13 protein-coding genes and 2 tRNA genes are annotated in these 13,455 nt (G+C 63.8%); 1 reads left to right on the forward strand and 14 read right to left on the reverse strand.

Going from position 1 to position 13,455, the window contains the following annotated elements:
• Positions 1 to 800: 800 nt before the first annotated feature.
• On the reverse strand, positions 801 to 1,508 hold the full coding sequence (locus ACXJJ8_RS10310; protein ID WP_499029617.1) for a response regulator transcription factor: 708 nt from the start codon (positions 1,506 to 1,508) through the stop codon (positions 801 to 803).
• A 584-nt stretch (positions 1,509 to 2,092) separates the two neighbouring features.
• Between ACXJJ8_RS10310 and ACXJJ8_RS10315 the strand changes: the two genes are divergently transcribed.
• Complete coding sequence (locus tag ACXJJ8_RS10315; protein WP_499029619.1) at positions 2,093 to 2,503, forward strand: DUF2541 family protein; 411 nt, start codon at positions 2,093 to 2,095, stop codon at positions 2,501 to 2,503.
• A 308-nt stretch (positions 2,504 to 2,811) separates the two neighbouring features.
• On the opposite strand, the gene ACXJJ8_RS10320 is transcribed toward ACXJJ8_RS10315, so the two are convergent.
• From ACXJJ8_RS10320 to ACXJJ8_RS10380, 13 genes are all read right to left on the reverse strand, one after another.
• Entirely contained in the window at positions 2,812 to 3,048 is a 237-nt protein-coding gene (locus ACXJJ8_RS10320) for a hypothetical protein (RefSeq protein ID WP_499029621.1), read from the reverse strand.
• A 231-nt stretch (positions 3,049 to 3,279) separates the two neighbouring features.
• A complete protein-coding gene (locus ACXJJ8_RS10325) occupies positions 3,280 to 4,383 on the reverse strand; it encodes a S41 family peptidase (protein ID WP_499029623.1) in 1,104 nt (367 codons plus the stop codon).
• A gap of 13 nt (positions 4,384 to 4,396) precedes the next feature.
• The gene (locus ACXJJ8_RS10330; protein ID WP_499029625.1) at positions 4,397 to 4,861 is read right to left on the reverse strand and encodes a MarR family winged helix-turn-helix transcriptional regulator; all 465 of its coding nucleotides are present in this window, start codon (positions 4,859 to 4,861) and stop codon (positions 4,397 to 4,399) included.
• Positions 4,862 to 5,554: 693 nt separating this feature from the next.
• Positions 5,555 to 5,631 (reverse strand) — tRNA-Pro (locus ACXJJ8_RS10335).
• A 46-nt stretch (positions 5,632 to 5,677) separates the two neighbouring features.
• Positions 5,678 to 6,034 (reverse strand): MerR family transcriptional regulator, encoded by a 357-nt coding sequence (locus tag ACXJJ8_RS10340; protein ID WP_036169922.1) that lies wholly within the window; start codon positions 6,032 to 6,034, stop codon positions 5,678 to 5,680.
• Positions 6,027 to 6,329 (reverse strand): integration host factor subunit alpha, encoded by a 303-nt coding sequence (locus ACXJJ8_RS10345; protein WP_499029627.1) that lies wholly within the window; start codon positions 6,327 to 6,329, stop codon positions 6,027 to 6,029. Before ACXJJ8_RS10345 ends, ACXJJ8_RS10340 begins: the two co-directional genes overlap by 8 nt.
• Before the next feature lie 18 nt (positions 6,330 to 6,347).
• The gene (gene pheT, locus ACXJJ8_RS10350) at positions 6,348 to 8,732 is read right to left on the reverse strand and encodes a phenylalanine--tRNA ligase subunit beta (RefSeq protein WP_499029629.1); all 2,385 of its coding nucleotides are present in this window, start codon (positions 8,730 to 8,732) and stop codon (positions 6,348 to 6,350) included.
• A 12-nt stretch (positions 8,733 to 8,744) separates the two neighbouring features.
• Positions 8,745 to 9,740: a phenylalanine--tRNA ligase subunit alpha gene (gene pheS / locus ACXJJ8_RS10355; protein ID WP_499029631.1), complete on the reverse strand. Its 996-nt coding sequence runs from the start codon at positions 9,738 to 9,740 to the stop codon at positions 8,745 to 8,747.
• A gap of 105 nt (positions 9,741 to 9,845) precedes the next feature.
• Positions 9,846 to 10,205, reverse strand: a complete 360-nt coding sequence (rplT, locus tag ACXJJ8_RS10360; RefSeq protein ID WP_055902745.1) for a 50S ribosomal protein L20 — start codon at positions 10,203 to 10,205, stop codon at positions 9,846 to 9,848.
• Positions 10,206 to 10,218: 13 nt separating this feature from the next.
• Positions 10,219 to 10,416, reverse strand: coding sequence for a 50S ribosomal protein L35 (rpmI, locus tag ACXJJ8_RS10365; protein ID WP_027083463.1), 198 nt, complete (start codon positions 10,414 to 10,416; stop codon positions 10,219 to 10,221).
• 214 nt (positions 10,417 to 10,630) lie between these two features.
• Positions 10,631 to 11,155: a translation initiation factor IF-3 gene (gene infC, locus ACXJJ8_RS10370; protein WP_499030516.1), complete on the reverse strand. Its 525-nt coding sequence runs from the start codon at positions 11,153 to 11,155 to the stop codon at positions 10,631 to 10,633.
• Between the two features lie 66 nt (positions 11,156 to 11,221).
• Complete coding sequence (gene thrS, locus ACXJJ8_RS10375) at positions 11,222 to 13,138, reverse strand: threonine--tRNA ligase (protein WP_499029634.1); 1,917 nt, start codon at positions 13,136 to 13,138, stop codon at positions 11,222 to 11,224.
• Between the two features lie 165 nt (positions 13,139 to 13,303).
• Positions 13,304 to 13,378, reverse strand: a tRNA-Val gene (locus ACXJJ8_RS10380).
• Positions 13,379 to 13,455: the final 77 nt, after the last annotated feature.

The raw sequence follows: 13,455 nt of genomic DNA on the forward strand, positions 1-13,455 counted from the left end.
AGCGAGAACCATTGGTCTTTTGCCATCGCACCCGGCACCGACAGGAGTGCCAGGGAAGCAATGGCCGCAATGTTGAGCAAACCGATTTTCATCGGTGTCTCCTCAGTTTTCAGAGTGTCGTGGCATGCTACGCAAGCCGTGGCTGCGGTCGGTTACCGCACGTCGGACGACGCAGCGTTTAAGACTTTCGTTCCGCCCACCTAACGTCTCCATAATCTCTCGACATCCCACCGCGTAGCGCTGGCGAATCGATCGACATCTGATGCAAGAGGTCGTCCGTCGTTGCTCCGGAATCCGGGTTTTCCCCTAACACCTGGGAGGCGGAGCCGTCGCTCGCGCGCGCCTTGGCGCCCAACACCGAACCAAGCGTCACGTCTTCCAGGTTGACGGTTTCGGCTTCATGGCGGCGATGCGATTTTGCGCCCCCGAATTGGTCAGAGCACCCGAAAAAGAACTGGAAGCGGCCCCGTAAAACTACGGTTCTCCAACCCTGATCCTTGAATGCTTCAGCATTTTCGAAGCGCGCACCTCTCGACAGAGGCCGGTTCTTGATCGTGGCCTGCGTTCTTCATTGTGTCGGCACGGTGATCCGCGCCGTAGGACCACGCCGAGAGGCGGCTAGCCGACACGCGAATGCGCTCTCCCCAGCACATTCGCGCACCCTCCTACCGAGGCCTCGCTTCCCCTAGCGGGGCCTCGGTTTTTTTGGATTTACACGGACCCGCGGGGCGCTTCCCATGGAATTTCGGGCTGGAATCCAACCATTCCGGAGTACACGGATGCGCGGCAGAGATCATGGCTTAGCAGTCCCCGCCATGGGAAGGTGCCGAGAACCGACCACCTTTGGGCTCGATGTGCAGGCGTTCGGCAAAGCGCACGAGGTCGGCCAGTGAGCGTGTTCCGAACTTGAACATGACGCGCGCGCGATGCACCTTCACGGTTTTCTCCACCACGCCAAAATCGCTGGCAACTTGTTTGTTGAGCCGACCGGCAACCAGGTAGGGCAGCATTTCGCGCTCGCGCGGAGTCAAGGTGTCCAGCGCGGCAGCTAATGCGTGGTCTTCCGCTAAGCGCGCACGACTTACTTGGTCGATGGCAACGCCGCGCCGGACTGCGTCTAGCAGTGCGTCGGCATCAACCGGCTTTGTCAAGAAATCAATCGCACCGTCTTTCATTGCCTGTACGCTCTCAGGGACGGCGGCGCAGCCCGACAGGAAGATGACCGGTAAATCTAGTTCGAGGATGCGCATCTTCTGCTGGACGGCAAGTCCGCTAGTGCCGGGCAACGTCAGGTCAAGGATCAGACAGCCCGGCGTGCGGGGATCGTGGTCGTCGAAAAATGCGGCTGGCTCCGCATGCGCCTTACTGGCGAACCCGGCGCTGGCCAGCACCCGAGCGACGGCTCGACGGATGCTAGGGTCGTCGTCCAGCACATGCACTACTGGATTGCGGAGTGGAACTTCCCTTCCGGCGTTCGCAGTCAGCGAACGTGGAACTGTTAAATCCATGGCTTCCCCCCGCTCACGCTCCTCCGGAAACTAGCACCTCCTCCTGACGACGAGCCGCTCAAAAGATGAACACTTCAGGACGGGAACGGGTCGTGGCAATGCACAGCGTGTGCAACTGCGGTCCCTGCTCGCAGCGGTCAGCCGTATGAAGATGCGCGCATCTACGCGCCAGTTGAGATGTCTGACAGCGTGTACCTCGACCAGATCGCAACTCTGCCTCGGCCTGCGTCAAATGGTTGTCTCGACTGATCGGTGCTGGCCTCCGAGACTTATTCGCTACGCCGCTTACGCCCCGTAGTTGTTCAGTTCAATTACTGAATATCCCCAGCAGAAGTACGGATGCGATGTTTTGAAACGCGCGGTAGGTTGTACCTCGAAAAGGCCGCGCGGAGGTTCGGCAATGCCTACGGAGTGGATCGCAGGGATCGGGCCGTACGACGTTTACAAGTAGAGGGCGGTAGTGGAGGGATCCGCATCAATCACAGTCGGGCTTGATCTGGAACTAACATTTCTGTGGGTATTTTGCGATTGCCGGCAGGCAGACACCAATCCGGGGTTGACCCGGAATCAGAGAGGAAGCTCCGATGAAGACGAAGATGCATGCCTTGATGGCCACTTTCGTTGTCGCCTCCGCCGGATTCCTCGGCGCCTGCGCCAGCATGGCTAATGACCAATGGTTCGTGCTCGGCGAGCAGACGCTTCAGTCCGTTAATCCCAGCGTGGAGATCACGAGCGAAGGGGGGCGGTGGGATAAGGACGTCAAGCAAGTAAAAATGTCTGCCGAGGGTGCGGACGTGCAAATCACGAACCTCGTCCTCCATTGGGACAATCGCCCGGACGATACGTTGACGAATGTCGGAGTGCTGAAGTCTGGTGGGGAGACCGCCCCGTATAACGCACCTGGGCGCAAGGGGCGTCTGACAGCGGTGACGGTCCAATACCAAATCCTTGGCGGTGCGCCGTCGGCCGACCTCAAAATCTGGGGATTTGACTAAGGCGGGCGGTGAACTGATGGGCGGTGACCCGACCAGAGCAACAGAGCAAGCTCCAGCCGACTAGCTTCTCCGGACTGCCACCATGCACGACACGCCAGGTCCGGACCAGCACAGTCGTGCCAGACGCGGACACCGATCAGCGCAGCGTACAGTCCCCGCGATCAATGTCCGCTTTGGGTCGATAGCGGTCACTCGGTGACTGCCTGTCACCGGCCCGCGGGCCGAGTGTGCCCCCGAACGTCCGCTTTCGGCCAGAAGCGGACATCGCTAGCTGCCGTCGCCGGAAAGCACCGTGCGACGAAAGTGGTTCAAATACTTCTCGCCGAAGATGGGCTGCCATTGGTCAAGCGCATCGAGAGCGGCATGCACATCAATCCTCTCGCCGGAAAGAACCGCCAGGGCTTGGTTGTGAAACGTGTATGCAAATCGGGCAGCGGCGCCAGCAGGCGTGTCGTCTTCCCCAAGATGTCCAGAAACTGGACGCGCAACTCGTAGAGGGCCGCAGCAAGCAGCCTCTTTTCCAAATCCTGTTGTGCCTCGGGCATGTCGCGAATCTCGAAAGCGTTGCCCCATACGAGAAACGAGAGATCGCCAATGTCCGCTTTGGGTCGAAAGCGGACACACCTACGCGAGCCCCTGCCCCAGCCCGTGACAGTCACCCAGTGACCGCTATCGGCAAAAGCGAACATCCGAAAAGAACGCGATTCAAGCGCAAGCTCGCGGCCCTCGCGTACTGGAAGGCGACGCTACCAAGGGCTACTCCGGCCCCTCTCCGTTCAATCGATTTCCGAAATCCGGCGCTGCAGCCGATCGCGCTTCCCCGGATCGGTCTCGGTGCGCAGACGGTTTGTCAGGATCATCGTCTCAGCGCGCGACAGCGCGTCGTCGGCGTCGGTGGCTACGTCGGGCATGACGCCAACACCTTCCCAGTCGGTGTGGGTGATCGGGCTGATCGAACGGCCGCTCGGAACGATGGCGCCGAAGTGATCATTCAATCGGATCGCGGAACCCGGATGGGCGCCGCCGCCGGTGCTTTCGCCGATCAGCGTGGCGCGCTTGAGGTTCTTCATGGCGTAGGCAAAGTCTTCGCCTGCGGAGAAAGTCTCGTGGCTAGTCAGCAGGTAAACCTTGCGCTTGCCGCCGTATTTGGGCCCGGCCAGCTGGTCGGTGGTCCAGCCCTGTTCGGTGCGGTTGCTAGGGCGATCATAGATATCGTTGAGGCGCGTCCGGCTGTCGAACAGGTAGCTGGCCAGCATCACCACCGTTTTCGGGTCGCCGCCATTGTTCTTGCGCAGGTCGATGATCAGTTCGTCGGTGTCGTGCAGCAAGGTCATCGCGGCGGCAAGCCGGTTGCCCACTTGGTCGACTGGCGCGAACGCGCGCAGGTCCAGGTAGCCAATGTTGAAGTCCATGCGCTGCACGGTTTCGAAACCGTAGTTGCGCCGGACCATATCCTTGAGCTGTTCGGGCGACATGGCGTCAGGATCGGCGTCGGGCAGCGCAACCGGGATGACTTCCTCGCTGTAGCCGACATTGATGTGGCGGTCGTGGCTGACGCCCTGCAAGTCGTCGGTCAGGGTGCGGGCGAAATCTTCGGCGCTGGTGATCTTGTCGTACGCGCCGCTTTTCTGCCGGGCGCGGAGCGCGTTCTCCATCGCTTTCGCCTTGTCGGGGAAGACATACGCGCGGTTGAGGTTGGCAATGACGCTGTCCAGGACCTGGCTGCGCATGGCGCCGTCGATCACGATGTCCTGCTGTGGCCGGCTGATCCGGGCCACGTCCATCGGCGATGGGACGATGTCGAAATGGACTAGCAAGGCGGCTACCAGCAATAGGCCGCCAATCACGCCGCCTCCTTTCAAGACCGTAATTTTCTTCATCGTGTTCTCGGGGTTAGGTGTCGCGCTTGCGCGCTTCGGAAATTCGTTGGTCGAAGGACTTTTTTTCGAGCTCGGCGATGGCGCCGTCGAGAGCTTCGGAAAGAGGCAGCTGCAAATCCTTGTCCAGCCCGTCGGCCGCGGCCTTGGTCGCCGCCCAGCAAGCCTGCAGTTCCGGCAGCATCAGCCTGGTTTTCCGGGTGAAGCGGATCAGGCGCCGGCGGGCATCGCCCTTGCTTGCGGTAGCCGTGAGCAAGCCATCCTTCACCATCAACGCGATGGTCTGGGTGGCGGCCGGTTGGGAGATGCCCGCGGTCGTGGCGATCTGGCCGATGGTGGAAGGTTCGCGATCGATCAAGGCGCGAATCACCGGGGTGTAGCGAGGCCGCATGGTCAGGCCAGCCTTGTCATAGGCCGCCTGCACTGCCCCATCGAGCAGTTCGAGGAGGTGCGACAGCTGGGTACCAAGGCCGGGTTTCATTCGGACAATATATTAGGGCTTATATAACGTGTAAAGCATTATTCTCCGCGCGCCGTCATCGACTCCAAATGCCGCTGCCCGACAACAATTCCAGCCAACGGTTGCGAGCTGGGTTGGCCCACTGTTGTTGCGCTATTCACTGCGGTCGGAGAAATCGGCGCCGCAGCCTCAGCAATGCCGTGGGGGAACTCCGCTTTGGGGGGGAAACCGGTCACTCGCCGCCAACGGGGCCGCTCTCGGGGGAAGGCGCACAACAGCCCCTTCGACGGCCGCGTGTTCAGGCGTCCCCGTTATTGAACGCCTCGCTCTAACCCTCTCCCCGCGCTGCCGCAATCGCATCTCCACCATTCGCTACGTTCGCACCAGCGACCGCGTGGCGCCCAAGCCGCGTCGGCAGCGTGCGGTCTGACGTGCCCGCGCATGCGGCCAGTTCATCGAACGTCATGCTATCCACGAACTTGGCATCGACCGCCTCGGCCTCGGCCAATGCGAGCAGTGGTTTCCGCGTGCCCGTGACTCGGCAGGCGCTCTCTTGTCTCGCAGGCGTTTTTTCAACTTCGCCGCCGTTGCGAATTCCGCGAATGTTGCGAATTTGGGAGCGGGGCTCGGGGATGCCGCAATACGGCAGAAACAAAAAACCCCGCGATTTGCGGGGCTTTTGGTGACTTCCGGGGATGCCCCAGGAATCCAAGTTGGTCGGGGTAGCCGGATTCGAACCGACGACCACCAGTCCCCCAGACTGGTGCGCTACCAGGCTGCGCTATACCCCGGGTAGGCTGGCGATTATAGAGGAACTCGGGAACTGTGCGGTACGGCTCAGCGCCGCAGCAGCACCAGGATCTCTTCGAGCTCCATCCGCACTTGCTTGATAATCTGCGTGCTCAGCGCGCTCTCTTGCTTCGCGCCCTCGCCTTCCAGGCGCAGGCGCGCGCCGCCAATCGTGTAGCCCTGTTCGTACAGCAGGCCGCGGATCTGGCGGACCATCAGCACGTCGTGGCGCTGGTAGTAGCGGCGGTTGCCGCGGCGCTTGACGGGTTTCAGGCTCGGGAATTCGGTTTCCCAGTAGCGCAGCACGTGCGGTTTGACGTCGCACAGTTCGCTGACTTCCCCGATGGTGAAGTAGCGCTTGGCCGGGATCGGTGGAAGTTCCTTGTTGCTGCCCGGGTCAAGCATTGCCGGCTCCTGTGTAGGCTTCGACGCGTTCCTTCAGCTTCTGGCCGGGGCGGAACGTGACGACGGTGCGCGCGGAGATCGGGATCTCCTGGCCGGTCTTCGGGTTGCGGCCCGGGCGTTGGTTCTTGCGGCGCAGGTCGAAGTTGCCGAAGCCCGACAGCTTCACCTGGCGGCCCTGCTCCAGCGCTTCTCGGAGCGCGTCGAAGAACGCGTCGACGAATTCCTTCGCCTCGCGTTTGTTCAGGCCGACTTCGTCGAAGAGTCGTTCGGCCATTTCCGCTTTGGTCAGTGCCATCTCGTCCCCCTAGACGATTCAGCTGCGGATCGCGGCGTGGTGTTGCACCTGCAGTGCCGAGACCACCTCGGTCACCACGTGCTCCACGTCGCGGTCGGTCAGGGTGCGCGATTCATCTTGGAGAATCAAGCCCATAGCGAGACTCTTGAATCCCGATTCGACACCGGCACCGCTGTAGCGGTCGAACAGCACCAAGTCCCTTAAAAACCCGCCTGCGGCCGCTTTCACGGTGGCCTGCACGTCGGCCCAGCGCACCGCTTCCGGGACGATGAACGCGAGGTCGCGGCGGACGGACGGATACTTCGACAGGGCCCCCGCGCGCGGAATGTTGCGGGCCAGCATCGGGGCCAGGTCGAGTTCGAAGGCGATGACCTCGCCGGCGAGGTCGAGGGTCTTCGTCAGGCGCGGGTGGAGTTGGCCGATCCAGCCGATTTTCGACTCGCCCTCTTCCGTCAGGCGGAAGACGTCCGCCGAGCGGCCGGGGTGGCCGTGCGGGGCGGTCGCGGGGCGGAAGGCGAGCGGTGTGTTGGCCAGGAGCGCGAGGGATTCGAGGTCGGCTTTCAGGTCGTGGAAGTCGACGTGGCGCGGGCGGTCGGACCACTGCTCGGTCGTCGCGCTGCCGATGGCGACGGCGGCGATGCGTTGGGTCTCGACGGGCGCGCCGCCAACGTTGCCGTGGAAGACGTTGCCGATTTCGAACAGCCGCACGCGGGTCTGCTGGCGCGCGGCGTTGCGCGCGAGTGCGGCGACGAGGCCCGGGAGCAACTGCGTCCGCATCACGCCGAGTTCGGCGCTCAGCGGGTTCGCGAGGGGCACAGCGTTGTCGGTCGCGTGCCACGTGGTGAGCAGCGCTTCGTCGACGAAGGCGTAGTTCACCGCTTCCAGGTAGTCGCGCGAGGCCAGGTGCCTGCGCACGGTGGATTCTTCGACTTTCGTTTCCGTCGGCGCGGCCAGGCGCGTGCCGCCGCCGGGGAGCGTCGCGGGGATGTTGTCGTAGCCGAAGATGCGTGCGATCTCTTCGATCAGGTCTTCTTCGATCGCGATGTCGAAACGGCGCGTCGGGGGCAGCACGTTCCACCCATCGTTGGTCGGGACGACGGCCAGGCCCAGTGCGTGGAGGATGCGTTGGACTTCGGCGTCGGCGACGTTGGTGCCGAGCACGCGTGCGAGGCGCGCGCGGCGCAAGCCGACGTACTGGCGCTGCGGCAGGTGTTCGGGCAGCACGGCTTCGGTCACCGGGCCCGGGTTGCCGCCGGCGATTTCGACGATCAGGCGGGTGGCGATTTCGATGGCTTGACGCGGCAAGTCGGGGTCGACGCCACGTTCGAAGCGGTGGCCGGCATCGGTGTGCAAGCCGAGGCGTCGACCACGGCCGATGATCGCGCTCGGCACCCAGTGCGCGGCTTCGAGGAAGACGTTGTGCGTGGTGTCGGTCACGCGGGTATCAAACCCGCCCATGATGCCGCCCAGCGCAACAGCGCGGTCGTTGTCGGCGACGACGAGGAATTGGTCGTCGAGTGCGACGTCGCGGCCGTCGAGCAGCTTCAGCGCTTCACCGGCGCGCGCGCGGCGCACGCTGATCGGGCCTTGCAGCAGGTCGCGGTCGAAGGCGTGCATCGGCTGGCCGATTTCCAGCATCACGTATTGCGTGACGTCCACGAGCAGGCTGATCGGGCGGATGCCGCTGCGGCGCAGGCGTTCGGCCATCCAGATCGGGGTGTGCGTGTGCGCATCGACGCCTTCGATGACGCGGCCGACGAAGCGCGGGACATCGGCGCCGGCATCGAGCGTGATGGTCATCACCGCGTCGTTGAGCGCGGGCATCGGTGTTGCGTCGAAGGGGACGACTTCACTGCCGAAGGCGGCGGCGACGTCGTACGCGATGCCGCGCACGCTGAAGCAATCGGCGCGGTTGGGCGTGAGCTTGAGTTCGAAGCGCGCGTCGGGCAGGCCGAGGTATTCGGCGAGCGGCACGCCGATGGGCGCGTCGCTCGGGAGTTCGAGCAGGCCGGAGGCATCGGCGTCGAGGTTCAGTTCCTTCGCCGAGCACAGCATGCCGTTGGAATCGACGCCGCGCAGTTTCGCGGCCTTGATCGTCAACGTGCCGACTTGCGTGCCGATGGTGGCGAGCGGTGCGACGAGGCCGGGGCGTGCGTTCGGTGCGCCGCAGACGATCTGCTGCAGTTCGCCGGTGCCGATGTCGACCTTGCAGACTTGCAGCTTGTCGGCTTCCGAGTGCTTGGCGCATTCGACGATGCGCGCGACGACGACGCCGTCCAGGCCTTCGCCGAGCACGTCCATCTCTTCGACTTCCAGGCCGATGGCGGTCAGCGTGGCCGAGAGTTGCTCGCGCGTGGCGTCGGTGCGCACGTGCTGGCGGAGCCAGTTTTCATTGAACTTCATGCGATCCGATCCTCAGGCGAACTGGCGCAGGAAGCGCACGTCGTTGTCGAAGAAGCTGCGCAGGTCGTCGACGCCGTAACGCAGCATCGCGAAGCGTTCGACGCCCAGGCCGAAGGCGAAGCCGGTGTAGCGCTCGGGGTCGATGCCCACGTTGCGCAGCACGCTCGGGTGGACCATGCCGCAGCCGAGCACTTCCAGCCACTTGGTCGTGCCGTCGGGCTGGTGCCAGGCGATGTCGACTTCGGCCGAGGGTTCGGTGAAGGGGAAGTAGCTCGGGCGGAAGCGCATTTCGAAATCGCGCTCGAAGAAGGCGCGCACGAATTCGGCCAGGGTGCCCTTGAGGTCGGCGAAGCTCGCATGTTCGTCGACCAGCAGACCTTCGACCTGGTGGAACATCGGCGTGTGCGTCTGGTCGCTGTCGCTGCGGTACACCTTGCCGGCGGCGATCATGCGCAGCGGAGGTTTGATGTCCTTCATGTAGCGGATCTGCACGCCGCTGGTGTGCGTGCGCAGCAGCCGCCCATCACCAAAGTAGAAGGTGTCGTGCATCGCGCGCGCCGGGTGGTGCGGCGGAAAGTTGAGCGCTTCGAAGTTGTGCCAGTCGTCTTCGATCTCGGGGCCGGTCGAGAGCTCGTAGCCCAGGCGGCCGAAGATGTCGGCGATGCGTTCCAGCGTGCGGGAGACGGGATGCAGGCCGCCGCGCGCGGCATCGCGGCCGGGCAGCGTGACGTCGATGGATTCGGTGGCGAGCTTGTGCTCGAGGGCGGCTTCGTCGAGGGCGTGCTTGCGCGCCGACAGGGCGTCGCCGATGGCGTCGCGGGCGCGGTTGATCGCTTCGCCTGCGGCCTTGCGTTCGTCGGGCGGCAGCGTGCCGAGCGACTTCAGTTGCGTGGTGATGCTGCCCTGCTTGCCGAGCAGGCTGACGCGCAGCGCTTCGAGCGCATCGGGCGCGTTGGCGTCCGCGATCTCGCGGAGGGACTGCTGCAACAGCGAATCGATTCCGTCCATTTGTAATCCCTGACAAACGAAAAAGGGGGAAGGACTTGCGCCCTTCCCCCTGCGTTGCTTTCCGTCGAAAGCCGCGCAAGGAGCGCGGGCTTTCGGGGGTATTGCTTACGCCGCGAGCGCGCTCTTCGCCTTTTCGGCCAGCGCCGCAAAACCCACCGCATCGTGCACGGCGATATCGGCCAACACCTTGCGGTCGAGGGTGATGCCGGACTTCAGCAGGCCGTTCATGAAACGGCTGTAGCTCATGCCGTTGATGCGGGCCGCGGCGTTGATGCGCGTGATCCACAGCGAACGGAAATTACGCTTCTTCTGCTTGCGGCCGATGTAGGCGTACTGCAGCGCCTTGGTGACCGCCTGCTTGGCGACGCGGAAGACTTTGCGGCGGGCGTGGTAGTAGCCCTTCGCTTGCTTCAGGATTTTCTTGTGACGACGGCGGGCCGTCACACCACGTTTGACTCGTGCCATTTGTCAGCCCTCCTCAGAGATACGGAAGCATGCGGTCCAGGCGGCCCGCGTCCTCGGCACGAACATGGTTCGTCTGCCGGAGGTTGCGCTTCCGCTTGGTCGCCTTCTTGGTGAGGATGTGGCTCTTGTTGGCGTGGCCGCACTTGTACTTGCCGGAAGCTGTCTTCCGGAAGCGCTTGGCCGCCGCCCGATTGGTCTTGATCTTGGGCATTGGGGTGTCCGTTCGAAATCTGTCACTGGCCTGGGCGGTGGCTCGCGCCACACTTTCCGTCCTGCCCTAACCGGTCGTAAGCCATTGATCCGGAATGGATCAAGGCGGGTCCTGGTAACGCTACAGCTTCTCCGGACGTGCCGGAGCCGCGCATTATGCCGCCCCGCGGGGGACGGCGCAACGCATTTTCCGTGAAAAATCAGGGCCTTCCGCTTTACGTCTTCTTCTTAGGCGCGATCATCATCACCATCTGCCGGCCTTCAAGGCGCGGGCGCGACTCGATCACGATGTCCTCGCCCAGGTCCAGCTCGATGCGCTTGGCCATCTGCTGGCCCAGCTCCTGGTGGCTCATTTCGCGACCGCGGAAGCGGATGTTGACCTTGATCTTGTCGCCCTCTTCCAGGAAGCGGCGCATGTTGCGCAGCTTGATCTGGTAGTCGCCCTCGTCGGTCACGGGGCGGAACTTCACTTCCTTGATCTCGACCTGCTTCTGCTTCTTCTTGGCAGCCGCGGCCTTCTTTTGCGTCTCGAACTTGAACTTGCCGAAGTCCATGATGCGGCAGACCGGCGGATCGGCATTCGGCTGGATCTCGACGAGGTCCATGCCTTCGTCTTCGGCCATTCGCAGCGCTTCGTCGCGCGTGAGCACGCCGATCATTTCGCCGTCGCTGCCGATCACGCGCACGCGCGGCACGCGGATTTCGCTGTTCTTTCGATTCTGCTTTTCGGGGGTGCTGATGTTGCAATCTCCGTGGAGTATCGAGCCGCGCGCGCCAGGGGTCGCGCGCGGAACTTTGGTGTAACGCTACTGCTCGTCGCGCAGGCGCTGTGCGAAGTCGGCGACGGACATGGTGCCCAGGTCTTCGCCACTCCGCGTACGCACGGCGATCGCACCGTTTTCCTTCTCGCGGTCGCCGACCACGAGAAGATACGGCACGCGCTGCAGCGTGTGCTCGCGGATCTTATAGCCGATCTTTTCGTTCCGCAAATCGGCGTCGACCCGGAAGCCTTGATTCGTAAGGGTTTTCCGAACCTCGGCCACCCAATCCGCCTGGGCGTCGGTGATATTCATGACGACGGCCTGCACCGGGGCCAGCCAGGCGGGGAAATGGCCGGCGTGGTGCTCGATCAGGATGCCGATGAACCGTTCCATCGAGCCGACGATGGCCCGGTGCAGCATGACCGGGTGGCGCTTGGCGCTGTGCTCGTCGACGTACTCGGCGCCCAGGCGGCCGGGCATCATGAAGTCGACCTGCATCGTGCCCAGCTGCCAGGTGCGGCCGATGGCGTCCTTGAGGTGGTATTCGATCTTCGGGCCATAGAAGGCGCCCTCGCCCGGCAGCTCCTCCCATTCGACGCCCGCGGCACGCAGCGCCGAGCGCAGGGCGTCTTCGGCCTTGTCCCAGGTGGCGTCGTCGCCCAGGCGCGGTTCGGGGCGCAGGGCGATCTTCAGCTGCACGTCCTCGAAGCCGAAGCGGGCGTAGACGTCCATCGCCTGCTTGTGGAAGGCCGTGACTTCGGCCTCGATCTGGTCTTCGGTGCAGAAGATGTGCCCGTCGTCCTGGGTGAAGCCGCGTACGCGCAGGATGCCGTGCAGCGCGCCGGAGGGCTCGTTGCGGTGGCAGGCGCCGAACTCGCCGTAGCGGATCGGCAGGTCGCGGTAGCTGTGCAGGCCGGCGTTGAAGATCTGCACGTGGCCCGGGCAGTTCATCGGCTTGACCGCGTAGGTGCGCTTCTCCGACTCGGTGAAGAACATGTTCGACTGGTAGTTGTCCCAGTGGCCCGAGCGCTTCCACAGCGACACGTCGAGGATCTGCGGGCAACGCACTTCCTGGTAGCCGGACGCGCGGTAGACGCCACGCATGTACTGCTCGACGACCTGCCAGACCGACCAGCCCTTCGGGTGCCAGAACACCAGGCCAGGCGCCTCTTCCTGCAGGTGGAACAGGTCCTGCTGCCTGGCGATCTTGCGGTGGTCGCGCTTCTCGGCTTCCTCGAGCTGCGTCAGGTGGGCCTTGAGGTCCTTGTCGTTCAGCCACGCGGTGCCGTAGATGCGGCTGAGCATCGCGTTGTTGTGGTCGCCGCGCCAATAGGCGCCGGCCACCTTCATCAGTTTGAAAGCGCGCAGCTTTTCGGTGCCGGGCACGTGCGGGCCGCGGCACAGGTCGGTGAACTCGCCCTGCGAATACAGCGAGAGCTCCTCGTTGGCGGGGATCGATTCGATGATCTGCGCCTTGTAGTCCTCGCCCATGCCGCGGAAGAACTGCACGGCCTCGTCGCGCGATTTCACGCTGCGCGAGACCGGCTGGGCCTCTTTGACGATCTTCTGCATTTCCGCCTCGATCGCCGGCAGGTCCTCGGGCGTGAACGGGCGCTCGTACGCGAAGTCGTAGAAGAAGCCGTTGTCGATCACCGGGCCGATGGTGACCTGCGCGCCGGGATACAGGCGCTGCACGGCCTGCGCGAGCAGGTGCGCGGTGGAATGGCGCAGCACGTCGAGCGCGTCGGGGTGCTTGTCGGTGACGATTTCGAGGGCGGCGTTGCGATCGATCCGGTAGCTGGTGTCGACCAGCTTGCCGTCGACCTTGCCCGCCAGCGCGGCCTTCGCCAGGCCCGCGCCGATCGAGGCGGCGATCTCGCCGACGGTCACCGGGTGGTCGAAGTTGCGGACGCTGCCGTCGGGCAGCGTGATCGCGACGGGGGTTTGGACTTCTGCATTCATTGCGGGGCACCAGAAATGAAAAAAGCGCCCGAGGGCGCCTGCTGTCGCTGCGACTCGGGAAAGGTCAGGACTCGATGCGCTTAGTGCTCATGTCGCACGCTTGGCCGGCGTTTCCGCGGACCACCTTTCTGTCTTCGTCACCAAGGGTGCCACGCTTTGGAAGCGTGGTGGGCGGTACAGGGTTCGAACCTGTGACCCCTACCATGTCAAGGTAGTGCTCTACCGCTGAGCTAACCGCCCGCATTGCCCCGCCGGGCCTTGCGGCCGAGCGGGGCTGCGCAGTTTAACGAAGGTGCTGCGCTGCGACAACAGGCGCA

It is taken from the genome of Lysobacter sp. P5_C4 (assembly GCF_054049695.1).